This window comes from bacterium (genome assembly GCA_035371905.1).
Classification (GTDB): Bacteria; Ratteibacteria; UBA8468; order B48-G9; family JAFGKM01; genus JAMWDI01.
Window position 1 is genome coordinate 1 of record DAORXQ010000003.1, and the last position, 24,016, is coordinate 24,016.

17 protein-coding genes are annotated in these 24,016 nt (G+C 31.5%); all 17 read right to left on the minus strand.

From position 1 onward, the window contains the following. Nucleotides 1–471, minus strand: a 471-nt coding sequence (locus PKV21_00625; protein HOM25996.1) for a nitroreductase family protein, incomplete at its 3' end; no start/stop codon positions are given. Between the two features lie 15 nt (nucleotides 472–486). Further along, nucleotides 487–3,573 (minus strand): LamG domain-containing protein, encoded by a 3,087-nt coding sequence (locus tag PKV21_00630; protein ID HOM25997.1) that lies wholly within the window; start codon nucleotides 3,571–3,573, stop codon nucleotides 487–489. Nucleotides 3,574–3,576: 3 nt separating this feature from the next. Continuing rightward, complete coding sequence (locus tag PKV21_00635; protein ID HOM25998.1) at nucleotides 3,577–4,854, minus strand: hypothetical protein; 1,278 nt, start codon at nucleotides 4,852–4,854, stop codon at nucleotides 3,577–3,579. Nucleotides 4,855–4,873: 19 nt separating this feature from the next. Further along, nucleotides 4,874–5,677, minus strand: coding sequence for a creatininase family protein (locus PKV21_00640; GenBank protein ID HOM25999.1), 804 nt, complete (start codon nucleotides 5,675–5,677; stop codon nucleotides 4,874–4,876). Nucleotides 5,678–5,705: 28 nt separating this feature from the next. Then, complete coding sequence (locus PKV21_00645; GenBank protein ID HOM26000.1) at nucleotides 5,706–7,340, minus strand: hypothetical protein; 1,635 nt, start codon at nucleotides 7,338–7,340, stop codon at nucleotides 5,706–5,708. Nucleotides 7,341–7,404: 64 nt separating this feature from the next. Beyond that, nucleotides 7,405–8,172 (minus strand): creatininase family protein, encoded by a 768-nt coding sequence (locus tag PKV21_00650; GenBank protein HOM26001.1) that lies wholly within the window; start codon nucleotides 8,170–8,172, stop codon nucleotides 7,405–7,407. Nucleotides 8,173–8,182: 10 nt separating this feature from the next. Then, nucleotides 8,183–10,201: a PKD domain-containing protein gene (locus tag PKV21_00655; protein HOM26002.1), complete on the minus strand. Its 2,019-nt coding sequence runs from the start codon at nucleotides 10,199–10,201 to the stop codon at nucleotides 8,183–8,185. A 31-nt stretch (nucleotides 10,202–10,232) separates the two neighbouring features. Then, on the minus strand, nucleotides 10,233–12,224 hold the full coding sequence (locus PKV21_00660) for a PKD domain-containing protein (GenBank protein ID HOM26003.1): 1,992 nt from the start codon (nucleotides 12,222–12,224) through the stop codon (nucleotides 10,233–10,235). Next, on the minus strand, nucleotides 12,208–12,954 hold the full coding sequence (locus PKV21_00665; GenBank protein ID HOM26004.1) for a sulfatase-like hydrolase/transferase: 747 nt from the start codon (nucleotides 12,952–12,954) through the stop codon (nucleotides 12,208–12,210). The genes PKV21_00660 and PKV21_00665 overlap by 17 nt, the downstream gene beginning before the upstream one ends. Nucleotides 12,955–12,961: 7 nt before the next feature. Next, complete coding sequence (locus tag PKV21_00670; protein ID HOM26005.1) at nucleotides 12,962–13,492, minus strand: hypothetical protein; 531 nt, start codon at nucleotides 13,490–13,492, stop codon at nucleotides 12,962–12,964. Between the two features lie 55 nt (nucleotides 13,493–13,547). Beyond that, the gene (locus PKV21_00675; protein HOM26006.1) at nucleotides 13,548–14,411 is read right to left on the minus strand and encodes an alpha/beta hydrolase; all 864 of its coding nucleotides are present in this window, start codon (nucleotides 14,409–14,411) and stop codon (nucleotides 13,548–13,550) included. Between the two features lie 2 nt (nucleotides 14,412–14,413). Then, entirely contained in the window at nucleotides 14,414–14,875 is a 462-nt protein-coding gene (gene ribH, locus PKV21_00680) for a 6,7-dimethyl-8-ribityllumazine synthase (protein ID HOM26007.1), read from the minus strand. A gap of 13 nt (nucleotides 14,876–14,888) precedes the next feature. Further along, nucleotides 14,889–15,689 carry a hypothetical protein gene (locus PKV21_00685; protein ID HOM26008.1) on the minus strand — a complete coding sequence of 267 codons (801 nt, stop codon included), beginning with the start codon at nucleotides 15,687–15,689 and terminating at the stop codon, nucleotides 14,889–14,891. Next, nucleotides 15,682–16,917, minus strand: coding sequence for a bifunctional 3,4-dihydroxy-2-butanone-4-phosphate synthase/GTP cyclohydrolase II (locus tag PKV21_00690; GenBank protein ID HOM26009.1), 1,236 nt, complete (start codon nucleotides 16,915–16,917; stop codon nucleotides 15,682–15,684). The genes PKV21_00685 and PKV21_00690 overlap by 8 nt, the downstream gene beginning before the upstream one ends. Nucleotides 16,918–17,013: 96 nt before the next feature. After that, nucleotides 17,014–18,090 carry a hypothetical protein gene (locus PKV21_00695; protein HOM26010.1) on the minus strand — a complete coding sequence of 359 codons (1,077 nt, stop codon included), beginning with the start codon at nucleotides 18,088–18,090 and terminating at the stop codon, nucleotides 17,014–17,016. Between the two features lie 2 nt (nucleotides 18,091–18,092). Then, nucleotides 18,093–22,985 (minus strand): hypothetical protein, encoded by a 4,893-nt coding sequence (locus tag PKV21_00700; protein ID HOM26011.1) that lies wholly within the window; start codon nucleotides 22,983–22,985, stop codon nucleotides 18,093–18,095. Between the two features lie 12 nt (nucleotides 22,986–22,997). Next, nucleotides 22,998–23,840 carry a type II secretion system protein gene (locus PKV21_00705; protein ID HOM26012.1) on the minus strand — a complete coding sequence of 281 codons (843 nt, stop codon included), beginning with the start codon at nucleotides 23,838–23,840 and terminating at the stop codon, nucleotides 22,998–23,000. Nucleotides 23,841–24,016: the final 176 nt, after the last annotated feature.

Here is a 24,016-nt window from a genome sequence, read left to right on the forward strand (position 1 = left end):
TTCTCTTATTTCCTTTTTTGTTTTCTTTGAAACTTCTCCTTTTGCTTTTCCAACAGGTAAAATTATTATAAACCTTTTTTCTTCTGGAATTTTAAGTATTTCTTTTATCTTTTTTTCTTTCGGAATAAGAGTACCTTCTATCCAACAGGAAGCATAACCAAGATTTTCAATTGCAAGAAGCATATTTTCAGCAGTTGCAGAAATATCTTCCAGCCAGAATTTACTCTGAGATGGATCTGCTATTATGCCTATAACAATACTTGCTTCAGAAATACAGTTTTGAACTTCTTCACCAAGTTTTTTTATAATCTTTTCATCATCAATAACTATAAACTCAAAAGGTTGAATATTTCTTCCTGAAGGTGCTAAACTACCTGCCTTTAAAATTTTTTCAATATCTTCTTTGGGAATATTACATTTTTCATAACTCCTTACACTTTTTCTTTTCTCAATTACTTCAAACAATTCCATTTTTCCACCTCTTTTTTAAAATTTCTTATTTCCAAAAAAGTCATACAAAAAGGGTCCATCAAATTCCCATTTGTAAACTTCTTCTATTGTTGTCTCTGAATCCTTTAAACTCCCTCTTGATACTCTCAAATAATCCATCAATCCTTTAAAATATCCAACTTCCTGACCTTTTCCAACTATAAAATCTCCATTATTTGATAAACTTCCCTCTTTTATCTCTCCCTCTTTTACTGTCTTTGCTTCTTTTCCATCAACATATATTTTTGCTGTCTTTTCTTCTCTGTTAACCTCTAAAAGTATGTGATGCCATTTACCATCATCTATTCTGCTTTCTGTATTTATCCTAAAATAATCATTCTGTCCATATCCAAGTTTTAAATTTATCCCTCCGTCCTTTAAATATACCGAATAACCTTTACCATCTTTCATCTTTTCTACAAGTCCTCCATCTTTCTTCTCTGCCTTTATAACCATCTCTATTACAAAACTGTTTCTATCCATATCCACTGTCTGTCTCTTACTGCCAGGATAAATAACTGTTGAATTTTTACCTATATCTCCATATTTAAAATCACCTGTATATACAAAAGAATAATCCTTTTTAATCTCACTATCAGGTAATATACAATAAACTTTTTCTCCATCAAATTCAAGTGCTCCTTCTACCCAGTTTTCAAGTATCCCTGCTTTATAATTTTCCTCTACTACATTCATACCTTTTAAGTTATTCCAAGGAACATATTGATACATATCTCTTTCCATATATTCATCACTGTAATAAAAATTCTCGCCAAATATAATTGATGGGTCTTTTCTATTTCTGTAAAAATTCCATTCCCCTACAACCTTATAAAGTGAATACGGAACAAAAAACTTAATACTGATACTTTTAGCATATTCCTTTATCATATCTTCAAGTTTTTCAGGTGGATTTTCCTTTACAACTCCTACTTCATTTCTTAATCCGTTTAACATAAGTAATTCTTTTGAAAATTCTTCTGGTTTTGATAAATATCTCTGACCACTTGCAAAATTTCCAAGTCCTCTTTTTGGATTATTTACATAAAGTATATTGTTTAAGTAAGCAATTGTATCATAACTATCCTGTTCAATTTTTGAAGAACCCGATGCTTGATGGTCAAAAACAACATCACTTATATCACATATGAAATTCCCGAGATACCATGCTCTCTGAACTCCATTCAATAGAGGTTGTTTTCTGAAAGCACATCCAAATTTATATGCAAAATTGTTAAAATATGCGTGAAGATATGAACCGACCTCCATATAGGCAGCAGCATTACATAAAGTACTTCCAAGTTGATTACTCTTTCCTATAGCAATATTATTGAAGAAATATCCTTTATACTGACCGTCTGAATAATAGGCAAATCCAAAGTTTCCAGAATTGTAATTAAAATCCTTTCTATTATCTATATGCCATACATAATTGCCTCTTCTCGGTCCAACAGGATTTATCACGATGTTATTATAAACAAAAACAGGTCCTCCCTGCCAAACCTCTATACCTCCATAATCATTTGAATTTAAAAGACAATCCTTAACTTTATTATGATGAATGAAAACTTTTATAAGAGGAACATCTCTTAAATCATGGTGTTTCCCCAGAAATACATCAATACCTCCTCCATAACATCTTTCAAGAATATTCCCTGCTATTTCTGCTGTTTCTACCGAATGAAACTCAATTGTAAAAGGTGTATAATCTCTTAACGGTCTTATTCCATCGCAGTAAAATTTATTCCTCAATACTCTAATATTTCTGACTCTGCCAAGAGGTGGTATAGTTTGTCCCCATGATTGACTATCTTTAAATTCAAGAGCATTATGGTCTGTATAAGAGAATTCATTATCTGATACTTCAATATTTTCAATTACACCACTTCCTTCTTGTGCAAAAAATCTTATACCTTTTGTTAAATATTCAAATTTACAGTGGTGTATTTTTATATTCTTGCATGTTCCTGTTGCCCTTATAGCAGAAGTATATACTTCAAATGTATCACGCCATCTCAACATAATATCTGGAAGTGAATTGTTAAATCTGAAATTTATACCAGAAATCTCTATATTTGACTGGTTTGATATTTCTAATAATGTAAATTCTTTTGCAAGTTCTATTGTTTTTGTATTCGGGTCTTCATCTTTTGGTAATCTGATATATAATCTCTTTTTTGATGTGTCATAGAAATACTCTCCCGGTGAATCAAGAAATTCAATTTTATCCTCTATAAAATATCTGCTTCCTTTAACAGGTGGTTGTCTCCATCCACTGCTAAAAGTTATTTCATTTGTTTGAGGATTGTAGTTTATAATTTTTGTAGGTGTAGGTGTAACAATTAAATTATCTCCTTCTGTCCATACGGTTGCACCTCTATAATAATTAGGGTCTGGATTTGTTAAGTTTTTTGAGTCCTTTCCTATTAAATTTCGTCCTTCCTGACGCACTCTTTCCCATGCCCACCAGTTCTTTATAACATCATCAGGGTCATTGGGGTCTTCCTCCCAGTTTGGCTGTCTGGCTATAGGAATTCTTGTTACTTTTTCTCCTTCTATAAGCCATACACTTCTTGGAATAAAATCTCCTTTTAAATCAATGTACCATATCTTATCAGATTCAGGAGCATTTAATCTTTCTGTGTTTTTCTTCCATCCACCTTCTATTTTAACAGAACCATATATATATGCCTCTCCTCTTCCCCAGTCAGGGTCAACTGTCAGTATTATTAGATTGTTTTCCTCTCCTGATTCTTTTGCTATCAATTTTCCTCTGTATATCACTCCTTTTTTAAATATATATGTATGAATCCCTTTACATTCTTTTGCTTTACCTTCTGCATTCTCGTCCCATGGGTGATGTTTCCATGGAGTATTTTTTGTAAGTCCGTCATTATTATCATTCCCATTCTCAAAATCAATATATCTTACTGATAACCCTTTTTTGAAAACAAATGGTTTCGGTTTCCATTTTATATCACCATCAGGAGTTATCTCACAGTGTCTCTCTTCCCATGAAAAATTACTCTGGGCAAAAGAAAATAAACAAAACATAAACAATAAACTTAAAACCTTCTTAATCATATTTTACCTCCTCTTTTTTAAATTATAAATTTCAACTGGATTATCATAAAAAATTCTTTTACAAAGATTTTTTGCTTCCTTTAATGTCAAATATCCTTTATCTATTTTTTCTGTTAAAACCCTCATAAGACAATCTATAACAAGGGAATACTTACCATAACTCCATTCACAGCAGTATGCATCTGTTGCGAGAAAAATCCATTTATTTGAAGGTAATGCCTCAATTCTTTCACTTATCATTCTTTCTATATAGGAAGGATAAAGATTATGCCACCAGAAACCAAGTAAAGAGACATTTGGAAGCATCCTTGCAAGTATTGTTAACTCCTGATTTAAATTTTCAACACAGTTATAAATGTTAAAATTCACTCTGTCAAATTTTTTAAATATTTTAAGAAGTGAAGGAATAGTTTTATCTGAATATATTGCAAAACTCTCTCCCAATCTTAATTTAAATCCAGTTCCTCCAAAAGCACCCCATAAAGCACCAAGATATATCTGAAATGTTATATTTTCTGACTTGAGATTGTTTAAAATTGCATCCAGAAAATAACTCATAATCTGATTCATCTCTTGATTTTCAAGATTTTCACCTTTCAAATATTTATTGTAAAGAATTTCAATTGAATTTTCCTGATGTGGTAAATATTCAAAAAGATAATCAAAAGCAACTCCAATCCCTCTATATCCAGATTTAATTATTTCTTCAATAAACTTTAAAAGTTTTTCATTTACCTCATTAAAATTTTTAGTTTTTCTGTCAGAAATAAATTCAAGAAATCCCTGTCCTAAAATTGGTCCAAAGGATAATCCTTCGGGTAAAATTTCAAAAAAATTATTTTCTCCTTTATTATATTCTTCTTTTCTTTCTCTGATTACTTTACAGCAAAAAACCTTTTCAATTCTTAATTTTTCTTTCAATATTTTATCCTTCCAGGATAGGTCTTTCCTTGTTTTTTCTATTTTCTCCTGTATTTTCATAAGAGAATCTTTATTTATTTCGTCTACACCGTATAAATCCTTGAAAATTTTTTTCACACACCAGATATTTGTTGTGTTTTCAATAAAAGTGTAGTATTTTAAGAAGTAATCAATTTTTTCTTCAAGCGTTGCTGAAGAATTAAAAAAGTTATCATCTCCTCCTGCTGAATGAAATTCTCTTCTGATAAAATGGTAAAAAATTATATCCTCTATACTTTTTGCCTGTGGAGAAAAGGGATTTAGATGGGAATGAATGTCAATAAGTGGTATATCTTTAATTTCTTCTTTAAGTTCTAACATTATTCTCTTTCTCATGTCCTCAGTCCTTTCCTTCAATTTCTTTTTTTATAATTTTTTCAAGTTGCTCAACTGTCGTTTCAAAAATTTTCCTGCCACTTTCAACAGTTGCATCTCTCGGGTCTTCTTCATCTCTTACTGTAAAATCTTCTGTCGGAGTTCCTCTAAAAGTTAAATCATCTACAATTGCAAATTTTTTATTTTTCAGTTTTTCAGGTTTTTGAGGAAGTTTTTTTAAATCAACACATTCAGGATAAATACTCATAATTGTTTCTGTTTCTTCCTTTGTTGCATGAGACCATTTTGAATTCGGGAAATTTAAAGCAGGAAAAATAGTAATAATCTTAACATCCCTTTCTCTCTCAAACTCAATTTTCAATCTTCTTATAACATTTACATGATTTTCGCCTCCATGTCCGTTCACAATAATGATGGTTTTATAATTCCACTTTTCAATCAGCATTTCAAGAATATTTCTCAATAATACTGCAAAAACTTCTTCTTTGAAATATAAACTTTTTAAAGAATTATCTGGAAAATCCATCCCTATAATATAATCATCTTCTTCAAACCCAATATTTTTAAGCATCTGTGGGCTTCTTTCTCTTTCAGTACCGATATAAAAAGTGGGAAGTACCACTCCACCAATTCTTTTTGCAAGTTCAATAGCAACATATTCTGCTCTTAAAGGATCCACTCCAAGTGGTAAATGTGGTCCATGCCATTCAAGAGGACCAATAGGTAAAAATATTATACCGTTTTCATCTCTTTCTTTTATTATTTCATCTGGTCTTAAAAACTGTATCTGTTTTTTATGGTCTTCCATAAAAATCCCTTTCTTAATTTCTACCCTTTCAGTTAATTTTAATGGAGTATATATGTTCTTTTAGAGGAGGAAAGTGGTCTATAAATTTTCCGTCTTTTATCTTTATCGTCCTGTTTTCATCTATAACTTCAACTTCTCCATCCTTTATTCCCTCAATTTTTATCTCAAATTTCCCACCTTTTATCAACTCAAGGTTCTGAGCAAAAATAAAAATCCTATCATTATACAAAGTTGCTTTGAAATGACAATTCAAACCATGCTCATTTTTCATCTCAATGTTTCCCTGATAGGGTGGAGAGAGTATAGCAGAAGATAATCTTTTTATCTGTTCATTCAATTTTTTCAATTCTATTTTCATCTCTTCACTTAAAGCAAATGGATTATTTCCAACAGACCATGTACATAAAAGTTGAGAAATGCCCGGGACTTCTTTAATATTTGGAATCCATGAAGAATGAGTATAATAACCAATCCCTTTTGCACCTTTAATTATCGCCATCCATACTTCTGCTCTTGTATGATAGGGAAGAACTTCTTTCTGTGTTTGTGGTTCTATATTTCTATTACCTTTTGTTGTCTCTATCCATACAAATACGGGTTTATTTTCAGTAAGTTTACAAAGTGTTTCTGTTCCTTTTGGTACATAAGTTAAAAAATCATAATTATTCAGTTCATAAACAGGATAAACTCCAAAACCAACGATATCACTGTTTTTTATATATTCAGGATAAATTTTCTTTTTTGTTTCTTCATTCCATCCCATAATTGGTAATCCTTCCATAAAATTTGAAGTTAGTTTAAGAATAACTGGTTTTGTTCTATCTTTCTGTTTAATCTCATTATACCTCTTTGTCCATTCCTCTACACTTACTTTTTGAAGAACTGGTGGATTTCTCAAAATATTATTTCCATTTTTATCATATGCTTCAATTTCTCCAATTGAACCATAGGTCTCTTCATGTTTGTAAATATCCACCACTTTGCATATTAAAGTGGAAAGTTTTACAGGTTGAGGGAGTTGAAATTTCTGAACTATACCTCTTTTCTCCTGAAGTGTTGCTCTCAATATCTCTGTGTCATCATCTGCAATAAAGGAAACAACTTTAGGACTGGATAAAGTAGAAGCGACAGTTATTGCTATACCAACTCCATAAATTTCAACCTCTTTTGTCAGGTTTATTATAACTTCTGCATTTTGAAGCGGGTCAAGAACTGTCCATGAAAAAACATTTCCATCAAGAATTCTTGAAAAAGGAGTTTTAGGATTTACCCTTAATCCTTTTCCTGGTTCTACTGATACCTCGTAAACAGGAATTCTTTTATCTGGTTCATCTTCAATATACCAGCCAAAAAGATTAGGATGTGATATAAGTTGAGATGAAAATTTAAGTATTCCGTATGCGCCATTTTCTTTTAATTTTTCAATGTATTCCCTGTCTGATAGTTTACTTCCATTTCCAAAAAATGTGTTTATTCCTATTGATACAGCATCTTTTATTTTTGTTTCATCCTGATTGAAAATCATTATAGGGAAAAAACTTTTCCCATTTATAAGTATTTCATTATTTTTGCCTATTTCAAAAGATTTAATTGGCTCATTTTCTGAAAAAGCATACAAACATAAAGTAATAAGAAATATCGTACAAAAGAATTTAAAAAACAAACCTTTCTTCCTCCCCTCTTTTTTTCATTTCTACTCCCTCTTTTTGTTTTTTACTTTACAACGTTTAATATGGGAACTTTTCATCAATATTTGAATTTGAAAGTTTAACAAGAAAATCTGCAATTCTATCTGTTACAATTTCAAAGATTTTCTTGCCTTTTTCTTGGTTTGCTTTCTTTGGATTCCCACATCCTGATTCTTTTGTTAGTAAATGCCAAGGACTTACAGTATATACCCATCCTTTTTTCATCTCTTCAAATCTCGGCTCATTTATTTTACCATCATCTGCCCATTCAAGATGGACAAGTTCTGGATATATATACATTAAAACACTTGTTTCTTCTTCGTGTGCATGGCAACCACCTTTCTCTTCAATAATTTTTTCTGTTATATCTCTTCTTACATTCCATGGCTCAATTAAAAAAATGTAAACGTTTGTTTTTCCATATAATTCCCTTAAAAGTGCTCTCATATCATTACCACCATGTCCATTTAAAATAACAAGTTTATAAATCTTATGACTTTCAAGGGAAAAAATGATGTCTTTTAATATTGTAAGTTGTGTTGTTGGATAAAAGTTTAAAGCAAGTGGAAATCTAAAATGGTCTGCATTATATCCAACAGGAATTGCGGGCAAAGAAATAACCTTTCCTCCCTTTTCATTTGCTTTCTGACAACTTACTTCTGCCATTTTATCAACTGTTAATGTATCACATCCATAAGGCAGGTGTAAATTATGTGGCTCACATGAACCCCATGGTAAAACAACTACTTCAACTTTCCCAAATTCTCTTACCTCTTTTAATGTCATATATTGCAATTTTGATTTCATATTTTACTCCTTATTTCAAAGGTATTTTATATATGTGAACTTCGTATTTCTTGAATGTGTCTTTGAATTTACCATCTAATGACTTTATTTTCCTTCCTTCATCTATTACTTCTACCTCTTTCTCTCCACTTATTTCACTTACCTCAAAATTAACCTCTATACTATCTGGTTCTACTCCTTGATACTTTACCTCTGGCACTGGGTCTGGCTCTGTTATCCTTACTGCAAATATATAAACATTACCATCCTTTTCCCTTATCATTGTATCTACTCTCTTTAATGCCTCTTCTGCATCATCTTTAACTCTCCTATCTGGCTCTGGTCCAAGTACTATATCTTTTAACCTCTCTATCTGTTCTGTAAACTTCTTCATCGCGTTCCACCTAATTGTACTTTGGTCAAAGAATGGAAACCAAAGTATACCTTTTGCTCCATGAACTACATTCATCCATGACTCCATATATACCATCTCCTCTGTCGGTGTCTTCCAATCAGGGTCTTCTGCTCGCCTTCTATTTGTTATTATACAAGGTATTGTCGGAACTAAATCCTTTGTTAATTCTTTTATCTTTCCAACTGTAAATAGATAAGCAGCATAAGGTCCCATATCTGGCCAGTTAACTGCTGGATGGTCTCTATATGCAATTGGATAAGCATCCCAAGCAAGTATCTCTGTTATCCATCTCTTACCACCAAAAAAACTCTCTCCAAATTCTTCTAAACTTCCTATATAATCATATGGACGAGAGAATTTTCCTCCTGCCTGGTTAACTCTTAATCTATTCCAATCACCTGTATAAAGTTGGAATGTTAAATGTTCTGGGTCTTCAAAATGACATATATATTCCCAAGCAGCAATAACTGGTGGATAGACACTCACATATCTTCCTCCTAGTTCTGGTTCATCCTGCCAACTCCATGCAAGTAAATTCGGATGGTCTTTACATTTCTTTATATACTCTCTCATTATGTCTGGATTATGATTGAATTTCCATCTGTTTTTCTGAACACCTTGTGGCCACTCCTCTTTGGGAATTTCATAACCCCCTCTGTGTGGACCCATTACATATAAATCATACTCTTTCGCTGTGTTAAGATAATCTAAAAATGTCTCTGGTGTGTGCTTAGGATAATATCCTACACATACAAGACAGTTTATACTTGCATTATTTTTAAACATACTAATCTCACCTTTGTCGGTCATATAAGGTGCTATCGGAAAGAATAATTTACCATTTACCCAGATTGAATTGTTCTCATCTATCCCATATTTAGGCATACCTTCATATAACTTATCAAATTTTTCCTTCCATATACCCCCAGGTATCCTTTCCCCTTCTTTATCATATAACTCCGCTATTAACTCATATGAATCTTTCGGTAATTCCACCTGTCTTAATAATACCTTCTCCTCTTCTCCTAATCTGTCTTTCTCCAATAATACCTTTTTCGTCCCTGTCTTCTTACCTATTACACTTACCTTCAACTTCGTCTCATTTCCCCTAAATTGTTTAGGTATCTGTATGTATAAATATTGTCCTATCCTTCCATGAAATTGTGCATGCTGTACTTCAAATCCGGCTATCGGTGCTTCTCCTGTTACCTTTATCTTTACTGAACCTGTTGATACTGCTATCGGTGGTTTTGTAGGTATACCATCAGGATTAAAACTGTCAAATACTGATACCTTTAACTTTACTTCAAATTCCCCTGGTTTCATAAAATTATGTAAACAACATATACCTTGTCTTGTAACTTTTGAGTTTGTTGGACTGAATCTTAAATATGTACCATCCCCAAAATCCCATTCATATCTCGCCATCTTCAATAACCTTTTGTCTGGAAATTCTGTCTTTGTACCACTGAAATATACATCCTCTCCTACCTCTACTTCTGTACTAGGTAAGACCTCTATCTTCACCTTTAACTCACTTGACCTATCAACTCCTGCTGGCTTCTCCTGACTTAATAAACTTCCTATAAAACTAACTACTACTACCAACCCAACTAAAATAAATACTTTCTTCATTCAATACCCCCTATTTTTTATCTTTTACTCCTTATTTCAAAGGTATTTTATATATGTGAACTTCGTATTTCTTGAATGTGTCTTTGAATTTACCATCTAATGACTTTATTTTCCTTCCTTCATCTATTACTTCTACCTCTTTCTCTCCACTTATTTCACTTACCTCAAAATTAACCTCTATACTATCTGGTTCTACTCCTTGATACTTTACCTCTGGCACTGGGTCTGGCTCTGTTATCCTTACTGCAAATATATAAACATTACCATCCTTTTCCCTTATCATTGTATCTACTCTCTTTAATGCCTCTTCTGCATCATCTTTAACTCTCCTATCTGGCTCTGGTCCAAGTACTATATCTTTTAACCTCTCTATCTGTTCTGTAAACTTCTTCATCGCGTTCCACCTAATTGTACTTTGGTCAAAGAATGGAAACCAAAGTATACCTTTTGCTCCATGAACTACATTCATCCATGACTCCATATATACCATCTCCTCTGTCGGTGTCTTCCAATCAGGGTCTTCTGCTCGCCTTCTATTTGTTATTATACAAGGTATTGTCGGAACTAAATCCTTTGTTAATTCTTTTATCTTTCCAACTGTAAATAGATAAGCAGCATAAGGTCCCATATCTGGCCAGTTAACTGCTGGATGGTCTCTATATGCAATTGGATAAGCATCCCAAGCAAGTATCTCTGTTATCCATCTCTTACCACCAAAAAAACTCTCTCCAAATTCTTCTAAACTTCCTATATAATCATATGGACGAGAGAATTTTCCTCCTGCCTGGTTAACTCTTAATCTATTCCAATCACCTGTATAAAGTTGGAATGTTAAATGTTCTGGGTCTTCAAAATGACATATATATTCCCAAGCAGCAATAACTGGTGGATAGACACTCACATATCTTCCTCCTAGTTCTGGTTCATCCTGCCAACTCCATGCAAGTAAATTCGGATGGTCTTTACATTTCTTTATATACTCTCTCATTATGTCTGGATTATGATTGAATTTCCATCTGTTTTTCTGAACACCTTGTGGCCACTCCTCTTTGGGAATTTCATAACCCCCTCTGTGTGGACCCATTACATATAAATCATACTCTTTCGCTGTGTTAAGATAATCTAAAAATGTCTCTGGTGTGTGCTTAGGATAATATCCTACACATACAAGACAGTTTATACTTGCATTATTTTTAAACATACTAATCTCACCTTTGTCGGTCATATAAGGTGCTATCGGAAAGAATAATTTACCATTTACCCAGATTGAATTGTTCTCATCTATCCCATATTTAGGCATACCTTCATATAACTTATCAAATTTTTCCTTCCATATACCCCCAGGTATCCTTTCCCCTTCTTTATCATATAACTCCGCTATTAACTCATATGAATCTTTCGGTAATTCCACCTGTCTTAATAATACCTTCTCCTCTTCTCCTAATCTGTCTTTCTCCAATAATACCTTTTTCGTCCCTGTCTTCTTACCTATTACACTTACCTTCAACTTCGTCTCATTTCCCCTAAATTGTTTAGGTATCTGTATGTATAAATATTGTCCTATCCTTCCATGAAATTGTGCATGCTGTACTTCAAATCCGGCTATCGGTGCTTCTCCTGTTACCTTTATCTTTACTGAACCTGTTGATACTGCTATCGGTGGTTTTGTAGGTATACCATCAGGATTAAAACTGTCAAATACTGATACCTTTAACTTTACTTCAAATTCCCCTGGTTTCATAAAATTATGTAAACAACATATACCTTGTCTTGTAACTTTTGAGTTTGTTGGACTGAATCTTAAATATGTACCATCCCCAAAATCCCATTCATATCTCGCCATCTTCAATAACCTTTTGTCTGGAAATTCTGTCTTTGTACCACTGAAATATACATCCTCTCCTACCTCTACTTCTGTACTAGGTAAGACCTCTATCTTCACCTTTAACTCACTTGACCTATCAACTCCTGCTGGCTTCTCCTGACTTAATAAACTTCCTATAAAACTAACTACTACCTTCAAAAATATCACCTCTTATTATAAGAAAAATACCAATACCAGGGTCAAAGAGAGTTGCTTTTGCTCCAGGTAATGGTAGTCCGTGGTCTGTTGTAAAAATTATTATTGTTTCATCATAAAGTTTTGTTTCCTCAAGTGTTTTTATTATTTCACCAATTGCTTTATCAACTCTTTCAATTACGATATTAAATCCTGCAATATCTTTTTTAATTTCAATATCATCTGGTAAAAAATCAGGAACTTTTATATCCCTGTCAAAATTTTCAATAACAGGCCATGGAAGATGTGTTTCAAAAAATCCAGCAGAAATAAAAAATGGTTTTTTAGGATTTGATTTTAAATATTCAATTAAATCAATTACAACATCCATACAAGAATGAGTTTTGCTTTTCACTACTCTATTATATCCAAGTGTTTCTACTTTATTCCAACCTGTTTCATGCTGAATACCGAATAAAGTAGTTTCATATCCATTTTCTTTCAATATTTTTGGCAGGTAAGGTATATCATCCTTTAAAATAAAACCCCTGTGAGCAAGTCCATAAACACCATTATTATGAGGCATCAGACCTGAAAACATACTTGCTCTGCTTGGACTGCATTGAGGTGCTGTACAGAAGTAATTAGTAAAAATAATACCTTCTTCTGCAAGTTTATCAATATTTGGAGTATTTACAGGAGCATCATAACAACCAATATATCTTCCTGTATCGTGAGTTATTATGTGAAGTATATTCTTTTTAGAAATCTTTTACTCCCTTTTTTGCAACATTACTTTCATAAATACTTATAAATTTACTTACAGGATATACTGACATAAATAAATATCCTTTTTTATTGCTTTCTTCAAAATCAAGATACACATAAGTTGTTTTTCCCTTCCATGTAATTCTATTTGTTCCCGGTATCTGTGTATATCCTTTACCAAACTTTTCAATTGATGCTCTTTTTATTCTTTCAAAATTTTCTTTTCCTTTAATCGTTATAAGAATTTCACAGAAAACTTCATCCTGCCAGAAACCATATTCAATTTTTTCAACTTCAGTACCAGCAATATTTAAGTCCTCATTCTTTTTTGTATAATAAACAACTTTTCCTCCATATTTTGGATAACTTCTTGAAAATTCCCTTAAATATAGAGAAGAGATTTCCATTCCCCATGGATAATTTCTGAAACCATTTGGCTCACCTTCTTCAACTCCCCAGAAGGAAAAAAGTAGAGAAGATATGAATAAGAATAAAACACTCACCTTTTTTAATTTTTGTATCACATTTTCCTCCTTTTTTTAAAAATTATAACTCTTTTTAAGTGTTTTAAAAAATAATTTATTCTGCAGGAATTTCTATGAAGTTCCTGTTCTTTTTAAAATTTTTCCAGTTTATTTTATCGTTTTTTAAATAACAATCAAAAAATGCAACCACAAAATCCATTGCTCTCTTTCCAAAACCAACTCCATGACCACCTTTTTTTATTTTAATTAAAGTCACATCAACTTTATTTTTTTTCAATTTTTCAAAAAACATTTCACTTTGAGAATAAGGAACAATTGTATCTTCTTCACCATGCATTATTAAGAAAGGAGGTGAATTTTTACATTCATAAAAATACGGACTTACTTTTATTGCCTTTTTGAGATTTTCTTCAATTGGTCCACCAAGGAATTTAGAAATATATGAATAAGGTGAATTTTCATCATCAGATTTTTTTATATCTATAAGAAAATTTGTTCTGCCAAACCAATCACAAACAGCATTTACTTTACCTGAAAAACCATTCCAGCCACCTTTATCATTAAAAACATCATCTCCTGTAACACCAAGTAAAGCAGCAAGATTACCACCTGCTGAAGCACCCCATACACCGATTCTATTCGAGTCAATGTTATATTTTTCTGAATTTGCCCTTAAAAATCTTATTGCACATTTACAATCTTCTATCTGGCATGGAAATGCCACTTCATTACTCAATCTATAACTTATACTCACACAGAAATATCCTTTTTCTGCAAATGGTAAAAGTTTTGGTATTCCACTTTCTTTATTTCCTGAAATCCATCCACCTCCGTGAATAAAAACAATAACAGGCAATTTATTCTTTGTTTCAGAAGTTTTTATTATATCAAGCAAAAGATTTCTTCCTTTTACTTTACCATAAACTACATCTTTTATAATTTCAATTCTTTTTTCCATTATTAAATCTTATCTTTTAAATTTGCCATTTCAATTGCTGATAATGCTGCTTGCCAGCCCTTATTTCCTGATTTTGTACCAGCCCTTTCAATTGCCTGGTCAGTACTATCTGCTGTTATAACACCAAAGGAAACCGGAGTTTTACCTGAATAATTTGCCTGAGAAACTGCCCTTGTTATCTGTCCTGCAACATATTCAAAATGAGGTGTATCCCCTCTTATTATTGCTCCAAGACAGATAATAGCATCATATTTCCCACTTACAGATAATTTACCAAGTGCAAAAACCATTTCAACCGCTCCAGGAACCCATATAACTTCTATATTTTCGTTGTCTGCATTATGTCTTTTCAAACAATCCATTGCTCCTTCAAGTAATCTTGTTGTTATAAACTCATTAAACCTGCTTACAATTATTCCAAATTTTTTACCTTTTGCATCAAGATATCCTTCAGTTGTTTTCATTTTTCCCCCTTTTTTATTTTTCTAAACTTTTCTTACTTCTTGTTATCTGATACTCAATATTTGGTCTTCTTTTTTCAAGTATGGAGAAAAATATTTCAACATCTTCTTCAACTTCATAAGGAGATGTAAAACCAATTGTTATCATATCAATATCCCTTATGGTATTCACAACAAAATTAAGTCCTACAAATGGAGTAATTCTTCCTGCTGCAAATGGTTTTATTGTCATAACCGGTTTTTTTGCCTCATTTATAATTTTATAAATCCATTCAACCTCAATTTGGCATAAAAAACCAAGGGCATTATATATCTGAATATATGTTTCTACATCAAGACCAGTAGCATCTGCATAAATTACTGTTTCAGGAACATGCGTTGATAGTCCAGGTATCATTCCATATTCTCTTATTTTTTTTAACCATACTTCAATACCTTTTAAATTTTTCTCTCTTTTATTTACATAAGTATCTGTAACAGAAGTATGTGGCATACAGATTTTTGCACCTTTTTCTTTTGCCCAGTCAACCTCTTCAATCTTCCATGGAGTACATATATAAATTATATCTTTCCCTGTTTTATCTTTCGCTTTTTCAATACAATTTGTCAGAAATTCAACTGGAGGACCCATAACAGCATCAATCTCATTTTTTATACAGGTACATAATATATCAACAACTCTTTTTTCATCCATAAATTCTCTTATTGTCCTGTCTTTTGAATTCGTCTGATGAGAATAACCCAAAAACCAGTTTGTTCCACATAAAATCCTTGGAAGAGATAATCCTCCTACATTTGTTCTCGGCATTCTATTCATCCTCTCCCTCCATTTTTATCAAATGACCAAGTTTTTCTTTCTTTGCTTTTAAGTATTTCTCTGTATATGTATTTGGTTCTATTTCTATTGACACTCTTTCAACAACTTCAATTCCATAACCTGCAAGACCCACTATTTTTTTAGGATTATTTGTTAAAATCCGTATCCTTGTCAATCCAAGGTCCGTAAGAATTTGAGCACCAATCCCATAATCCCTTAAATCAGGAGGAAATCCAAGTTTTAGATTTGCATCAACTGTATCAAGTTTTTCTTCATCCTGAATTTTATAAGCCATTATTTTATTAGCAAGTCCAATTCCCCTTCCTTCCTGAGGAAGATAAACTAGAACTCCTCTACCCTCTTTTTCAATCATTTCAAGTGCTTTATGAAGTTGTTTACCGCAGTCACACCTTTTTGAATGAAAAATATCCCCTGTTATGCATTGAGAATGAACCCTTACAAGAATACTATCTTTTTCATCTTTAAGTTTCAAATCCCCTTTAACAAGTGCTATGTGATAATTATTTTCAATTTTATCTCTGTAAAGTATAAGTTTAAAATCGCCAAACTCTGTTGGTAAAAATGTCTCTACAACTCTCTTAACGAGTTTTTCTCTTTTTCTTCTGTATTCAATTAAATCCTTGATTGTAACAATTTTTAAATTATGTTTTTTAGCAAATTCAATAAGGTCTGGTAATCTTGCCATAGTTCCATCTTCTTTCATAATTTCACATATAACACCAGAAGGGTAAAGACCGGCAATTCTTGCAAGGTCAACACTTGCTTCTGTATGTCCTGCTCTTACAAGTACTCCTCCTTCTTTTGCCTTAATTGGAAAAACATGTCCTGGTTTTGCAAAATCAGATGGTTTTGAGTTCCTATCTATTAAAAGTTTTATTGTAAATGCCCTGTCATAAGCAGAAATTCCAGTTGTAACACCATAAGCAGCATCAACACTTACTGTAAAATCAGTTTCATGTAAAGCGGTATTTTCATCAACCATTGGAGGCAAATTGAGTTCTTTTATTCTTTCGGGTAAAAGAGCAACACATATCAACCCTCTTGCTTCTTTTGCCATAAAATTTATTAATTGGGGTGTAATTTTTTCAGAAGCAACCACAATATCACCCTCATTTTCTCTATTCTCATCATCAACAACTATTACAGGCCTTCCCTCTCTTATATCCTGGACAGCTTCTTCTACTGAACTGAAAATTTTGTCATTCATTTTTAACCTTTTTTCCACAATTTTTCCACAATTTTTACACTTTTTAAATCAATTATACCACAAAAAATAATATAAAGAAATTTTAACTGATGTTTTTCATTTTAAAGGGAGTATATATACAGAAGTTCTTCCTTTTCTATCAGAAGAAAAAATTATGTATTTACCGGATGGACTGAAAGATGGATGAACATGAGCAAGTTGATTCCTTTGAGGCAAACAGGAAGAGTCGGGCCAGCAAAGAATTTCTGATTTACCTGTTTCTAAATTAACAAGATAAAGTTCATTTTCTCCTACCTGTTGAACATCCGAAACAATCAACTTATTATCATATGAAATTGCTGAATGACCGAGTTTTCTTGTATCTGAATAAAAATGTTCTCTATAATCATTTCCATTTATATCAATTGAGGCAATAAAAACAGGTGTAAATGAAGGAACTGTTTTTTTATGAAAATATAACCTTTTATTTTCTCCATGTCCCCAGTATTCATGTGTTGCACGAAATCCAGATGGCATTACTAAAAAGGGTTCAAATTTTTCAGTTTCAAGATTTAACATCCATGCTCTTGCTCTTTCTGATGGTGAAAGTTTAAAATTATCCTGTCTATCTGGAAGTATATTGAATGTAAGTATAAATTCTTTTGAAGGACTTGCAATTAAATGAGAGACTTCTTTAATTTCCGAAGGTAATCTATATATTTCTTTTGTCTCTGGATTTTCAATTTCTGTGTAAACTATTCCTATTTTTCCATTTTTATCTTTAAAAAAACAGGCAATTTTTTTATTTTTTTCTGAAATAGCAGGTCCACCAAAAATTCCTTCCCAATCTTTATTCTTTTCTATTATAACCCTTTTTTCAAGAGTTTCTATATCAATACCTACTATTTTTTCTCCGTCATTAAAGACAACCTCTTTACCAAAACATGTAAAGTTATAACATTTTCCAAAGTTTTCTGTTATTTGAATAATATCATCCGATTCAATTTCCATTCTATATAACTCAAATTTACCTGTTCTATTAGAAGAAAAAATTATATACCTTTCATCAGGAGAAAAAGATTGAAAATACATATAAGTAGCAACACAATCACAACCTTCAATATAAATTTCCCATATTTCTCTTCCTGTTTTTCTATCATAAAAAATTTCTTTCTTCCCTTCTATTTTTTCCATTCTCAATCAAAATGGTAAAGTAAAACTGTATTCTTATCTTCTTTAAAATATGTCTTTAATGGTCTAAATCCATCATAATATCTTACATTATTTGAAATCCTCAATTCATCGATTACTCCTTCTCCATTTTTTATAATAAATTCTATACTATCTGGCATAGTTTCAAAATTTTCTATTTTCCAGTATTTTTCTATCCAGTCCCTATTTGTAAATCTTGTTCCCATACCATTTACAAAAATAGAGAAACTCTTACTTTTAAAACTATGTGTTACAACGATATGATACCATCTATCTTTCATAAAAGGTTTTCTACAACCTGAATAAGGGTCAAGTGGCCAACTTCTGAAATTATTCTCTCCTATAAGAAGTATGTTTCTATACTGAGTTCTATACCAAAGACCGCTTATAACTTTATCTCCTTTTTTAATAGATATCTCAGGAAATATATTGTCAGAAGAAGGTTTATACCAAAATTCAATTGTTCCTTCCATAAATGATTGTTTTTTCTTCTCTTCAGGAATTAAAATCTCAAATTTCTCATTTCTTTTAAGTACTTTCACTCCTCCAAGTTCCCATTTTTCTTCTTTTATCTCTTCAACTCTTTTCTCTATTATATCTTCTGGTATCTGAAAGAGTTTTTCTTTCTCAAAAGCAACAGGTATAAAATAACTTAACAATGAAGGCCAAATACTATCTTTTTTATATATATTGTCTTCAATCTTTTCCGCTCTATCTATCCACTGTTGTATTCCTTTTTCTTTTTTATCCTCTTGAACATAGAAATATAAAGGTCCTTTTATTCCTTCTCCTCCACAGGATGTATCAAGAACAATTTTTTCAGCATTTGTTGACCTTAAAGTAAAATTACCAGATGGATATATTTCACTGAATGTAATTTTAATTTTATATATCCCTTCTTCATTTCCTTTTGGAATTTCAAACTTCCCATAATTTGTCCTTTCACCCATAAAAACTAATTCTTCTTCAATAAGTGATATTTCATTTCCTTTAAGTATCTTATTTGATGGTGTTATAACTTCAATCTTAATTTCTTTTTCTTCAGGTTTTATATCTTTTGGTAAAACAGGATATGGATTGCATCTGTAGGAATATTCAAATTTTGTTGTTTGACCTTTTTTATGAATGAAATAAATAATAATTGGAAAATCTGCACTGTTAATCTCTATTTCTGGATACCTCTTTATTTCCTTACCATATTCATCAATCAATCTCATTAAAACTGGAAATCCAACTGTAATAAAATTAGGACTGTGTGCATCTATATTAAGTATCCCAGGGAAAAAATATTGTTCTGAGTGATATTCATTTAAATTTTTTGCTATTGAGACACTATTTTCATTTTTATTCAAATACCAGTCATATGATAAAACAAGATGTGCAACTGGAAATGTGTAAGAATGACAAGGCCAATTTTTGTAATAGTTTTCACATAATTTTTTCATTGCTTCTAAACCTTTTGTTTTCAAAGTAGAATGATAATAGTTAAGTAATGAAATAAAGAAATAAGGTGTTTGTGAAGGTTCTCCTGGGATTTCTTTTCCATCAGGTATTACTCCTGAAGGACTTTCTAAATTTATAAGATATTTTGCAAGTTCTTCCATTCTCAATCCTATATCTAAATCCCAACTTATTAAAAACAAATTATTTATCTGATTGAATAAACCATAACTACATCTTAAAGAACTACCATTTGAATTAATGAGATTAGCACTTTCAAACAGTTTTGGCCATTCTCTCCTTCTTGTTGTATCTAAAATCCCTTGTTTCCATGCTTTTAAAATATCTTCTGCTCTCTGCCAGTTCCCAAATAAATAATTATATAGCATTGCATTTGGATGAAAAGCCCAATGTAGATATGTAGCACCAGACCAGGTGTAATAGCAAGCATAATCATTGTACCCTGCATTCTCATATCTCATAGCAATATCTCCTACATAAACACAGTGTCTCCTCGCAAAATCATACCATCTCCTATCTCCACTTCTTAAATAATCTGTCCACCAGTACTCTGAACCTCCATAATTGTGATTCGCATATCTGTAACAACTATCAGCAACAAATTTCGCCTCATCTTTATTCTCTGTCTTTGTTAGAAGTTTATAGTAAAAATGTGGACCTGAACCATATTCCCAAAATCCATAATTACCACTCTTATCATCCAAATATAAAATTGTATCAACATATTCTTCTATTTTTTTCTCATAGAATGGATATTTTTCAGGATTTCTTACACTTGTTTTAAAAGGAATTACATCTGTCTCAATTATACTCCATTTTGGATGTGGTAATGATAAAACAGGTGTCTGAAAATGTTTATTCCCATTTATTACATTATCTATATCATTCCCGAAAGACAAATAAATCTCATGAGTTTTCCCATGTCCTTGAAAGTTTTGATACATATTTTGATACATTTCTCCTGTTCTGTTTTGATATCCAGGGGTCTTTAAAAATACATCTCCAAAATATTTGATTAAGTCCTCATTCCTGAAACTCAAAATCTGCTTTTCAAAATTACCTTCTTTAAATTTCTTTCTACTATCCCATAAATGAACTACCATTTTATTATCATAAAATTCAAAACTCTTTGGAAAAAGTTTCCAACTATCCTTTAAACAAAGTGAAATTATATCTCTTTCTCCTTCTATTCCAAACCAGTATCCTATTTTCTCAAGTTGCTTATTCATCTCCCATTCTTCCTCATCTCCAATATAATTACTATAAATGCCACCTGATGTCTCAAACTGCCCATGATGATTGTATAAACCCTGAAGCATAAGGTATTTTTTCTTTGGATTTATTCTCTCTTTAAAATATTTATCTTTTTCACTCTCTGATATGTCAAAATATATAAAGTCATTCTTTTTCTTTAAAAGAGATATTGACATCCCTATGTCTTTAAACTGATATATATAAGAGTCCTTGTCCATAAACCAAGTATGTTCAATTTTAATCCCTTCTCCTTCACTATAAAAAATGAACCTTATCATATATTTACAAAGTTGTTCTCCTTTTTCTGTCAAATAATCACCAGTTACTTTTATAACCCCAAAAATCTCTCCTTTTTTCTCTATCTCATACTTAATCTCTCCTTTTAAATTTGAATAAAATTTATCATCCTGGTCTATTAAGTAGTTTGTTATCCCGCCTATTATTTTCTCTTCTTCTGTATATACATTATCTTTATTTCTATCCCAGTATATCTCTTTTATTATTTCTTGTCCCCCAAAAATAACTTTTATTCTCCCTGTATCAACATCTATTTCATTTCCCTTTTCTTCTATTTTTATTGGTTTTGTTATCTTCTCTTTTTTTACTTTTGTCCCATATTCTAATATCAATGGAGAATTATTGTAAGAATTTTCTTTTAAAAAATCGCCTGCCATATTGTAATTCCCTTCTATATCACTTATAAACCTTAATTTTAACCACTTTATGCTCCCTTCTGGTTTCCATCTTGTCACTACTTCTGCTTCTGATATTATTTCTTTTCCTGTATTCCTATTTATTAACCTTATGTTTTCAGGACTGAATAGATGCCCCTCAGGAAAAGGGATTGATGTCTCTACTAGATAATTCTTTATCTCTCCTTCTGGATTGTCTAAAAATATTGGAATTCTGTTTATTTCAGGTGGTTCTTTTGTATTTTCTGATAATCTGTTTGAATAGTAAAAAGTAACTGAATTTATTTCCTTAAAGTTCTCAACTGAAATTTTATATTCAACCAAATCCTTTTCCCTTTTCAAACCATCTAAACTTAATTTGAAAATAAAAGCACGACTTTTTATATCTGAAGGTGGTATTTTATATTCTTTTACTGCTTTTTTACCTTCATAAATCTTAAATATTATCGGCTCTTTTATCTCTATATATGGTTTATCTATTCTTAAATATCCTAAAATTCCCTTATCATCTCTGTAATATCTTTCCCTCAATAATGTAAATAAATGACCCTCCGGAATAAAAATATCTGTAAATGTTGAACCTATATTCTCTCCATTTAAACTGAATACCAATTTCAATCTTGTATATCCACTTATAGGTATTTTATATCTCATTTTAATTTCATTCTCTCCTGGTAAAAGATTAAAATTATTACCATTCTCATTTACAACTTTATCTCCTGAAATAATCTCTGCTTTCATCCCTAAATTCAAATTTTCTCCTGTTTTATTCTCAAATTTCAAACTTATCTCATTCTCCCCTTTCAATAAATCTCCAAAATTGACTTCTTTAAAGGTATATTTCTCATTCTCAAGGTCTATTATCTCCCATCCTGTCTTTAAGTATTTCTCCCCTCCCATCCTTCTTATCCTTATACCAAATTCTCCTCCTTTTACTATCCCTAATTCTGAATATGGAATCTTTATCTCACTTATAAATATCTTTTTCTCTTTATCATAACTTGTCTTTATATCATTGAAATTTACCTGTCTGCTTAATATTCCACTACTTGTTATCTCTCCTTTTCCATCTCTTACAATGCCAGGTGTTTTATATGTCGCATTTATATTATTTGAAAAGATATTTATTTGATAATATGAATCACTTAATTTTACATATGGTGTTATCCAGACCTCTATCCTTTCTGTCTCTGTATAATCTTCTGCTAAAATACTTAAATAAAGATTCTCACTATCACATAAAATTTTTGAACTGGTTAAATTTAAATCACATATTTTAACTGCTTTTTCCCAATCTACTTCATTTATCTGCCCATCTACATTAATAGTTACTCTTCTCTCTGAAATTTTATGTTTAATGAGCGCAGAAACTGTATCTTCTTCTTCATAAAAAATCCTCGGTATTATCTCTACTCCCTTTGCATTCAAAATTAAATTCAAAAATATGAAAATAAAAACGACCCTTCTCATATATACCCCTTTTTAGGGTAAATTATTCTGTCTTATACTCCATACAAGAGCCCAATCATTACTTGTAGAAGAAGTAGTACTAGTTAAGTTGCAATAGTAATGTTTTGAATCATCTATCCATTTAACTGAACCATCAAAAAATAAGGCATTAAACCCTGATATAAGATATGTCTTTGCTACTGGGTCTATTTCCGGTGCTCTATGATGAATTATATAACTCCTCTGGTCTGTATTACCAGGAACAACAGACCACAAATCAACAACCCATGGAGCACCAATTTTTGCTCCTTTACTTAATTTCGCCCAGCATGGTGGTCCTGTATCAAAAGGAACCGGGCTTGAACCACTATATAAAGGACAATTTACTCCATAGGCAGTATTCGCTGAATAACTGCATACAGTGTTTTGACCAGGAATTTCAAATGTATTTTTATAATGAGAAAGTTTTTCTCTTCCATATATTCTTATATAATAAGGACCATATACTGATGGACAAATTAAAACCTTTGGGTCTTGTATATATCTTCCTCTTCCTGTGTTCTGCCATCCCATTAATAAAAAACCAAGCATATTATACTGGTCTATTCTGGATGAACCAGAAACAAAAGTTCCCCAAATTTGAGCCCCAGAATTTGTTCTTTGTTTTGGAGGAAGATAATCATCATAATCCTGGGCATACATAATAGTCGCAAGTCCTATCTGTTTTAAATTATTCATACATACAGTCCTTCTTGCATTTTCTCTTGCTCTACTTAAAGCAGGTAAAAGCATCGCAGCCAAAATCGCTATTATCGCAACCACAACAAGCAATTCTATCAGGGTAAAACCTGCCTTTTTTAAAAATACTTTTTTCATATTTCACCCCCCCCTATTTAATTTTATCCCATAATAATTTTCATTTTAGTAAATAATTCCTTCCAATTTCTCTTTTAAATATCAACTTTAACTTTCATATATACTTTATCTCAAAACCAAGAATTTGTCAATAGAAGTAAAAACAATTTATAGACAATGGATTTAAAAATTTATAA